The sequence below is a fragment of the Candidatus Regiella insecticola LSR1 genome, from assembly GCF_000143625.1.
In the GTDB taxonomy this organism is placed as follows: Bacteria; Pseudomonadota; Gammaproteobacteria; order Enterobacterales; family Enterobacteriaceae; genus Regiella; species Regiella insecticola.
In genome coordinates this window covers 1-879 of record NZ_GL379601.1, presented here as the reverse complement: position 1 = coordinate 879, position 879 = coordinate 1, and the positions used below count along the sequence as shown (strand labels likewise).

The window sequence follows — 879 nt, the reverse complement described above, 5'->3', positions numbered from 1 at the left end:
CGTTATTTCCGAATATTTTGCAACAAATGCCTGGAGAGCTTGGACTCGCTTTGAATTATTATGCTATGGAATTTAGATATATAGCTGTATGATATCTACTTTAATAGTTAGCTACTAATAAAAAATTTAATAATGTCAATAAATATTCGATGTAAGTTACTTCCTATAAAAATCCTTTCTACTGCTGTGGCATTATCGCCAGATTGTGTTAAATCTTCTGCATTAGATGAAAAACTGAATAAACCTACAGGGTATGTAGAAAAACGTTCAGGCGTTACTCAGCGTTTTCATGCTAGCTATACCGCAAAACTTGCCGAATTAGGCGTAGCAGCAATCAACGATGCGTTGAAAGGTAATGGTATCGCTCCTGAGTCCATTGATCTGCTGATTTCCGCATCAGCAATAGCAATACAGGCACTGCCCTTTAGTGCCGCTCAATTGTTAAAAATCTCACCGCTGCATGATGCTACCGCCAGTTTTGATATTAATACCAGTTGCTTGAGTTTTGTCACCGCGCTACAAGTTGCCGCCTGCTTGCTTAATACCGGTACCTATAAGCGTATTGCTATTGTTTCTAGCGAAATACCTTCGCGGGGGCTTGATTGGTCGGATGAAGAATCATCGCTCATATTCGGTGATGGTGCGGCCTGCGTCATCGTGGAACGCGGTGATGGCAACAGTGGCATCTGCTCTTTCTTACTGGAAACTTATCCAACAGCTAGTCGGATCGGGCTAACGCTGATGCAGAAGAAAATGAATATTGCTCAAGAGAAAGTTATCGATATTTATCGTCACCGTGGAAATTAGGTTGCCGCATCAATTCCCTCTGTGTTGCATGAAGCGTCAATCAAAGGTCGGTTATGTCCTGGAAAACCATTA

At 41.6% G+C, this 879-nt stretch carries 1 pseudogene; it reads left to right on the top strand.

What is annotated here, in order from left to right:
* Positions 1-132: 132 nt before the first annotated feature.
* A pseudogene (locus tag REG_RS07580) lies at positions 133-879 on the top strand (3-oxoacyl-ACP synthase III family protein); the annotation flags it as partial.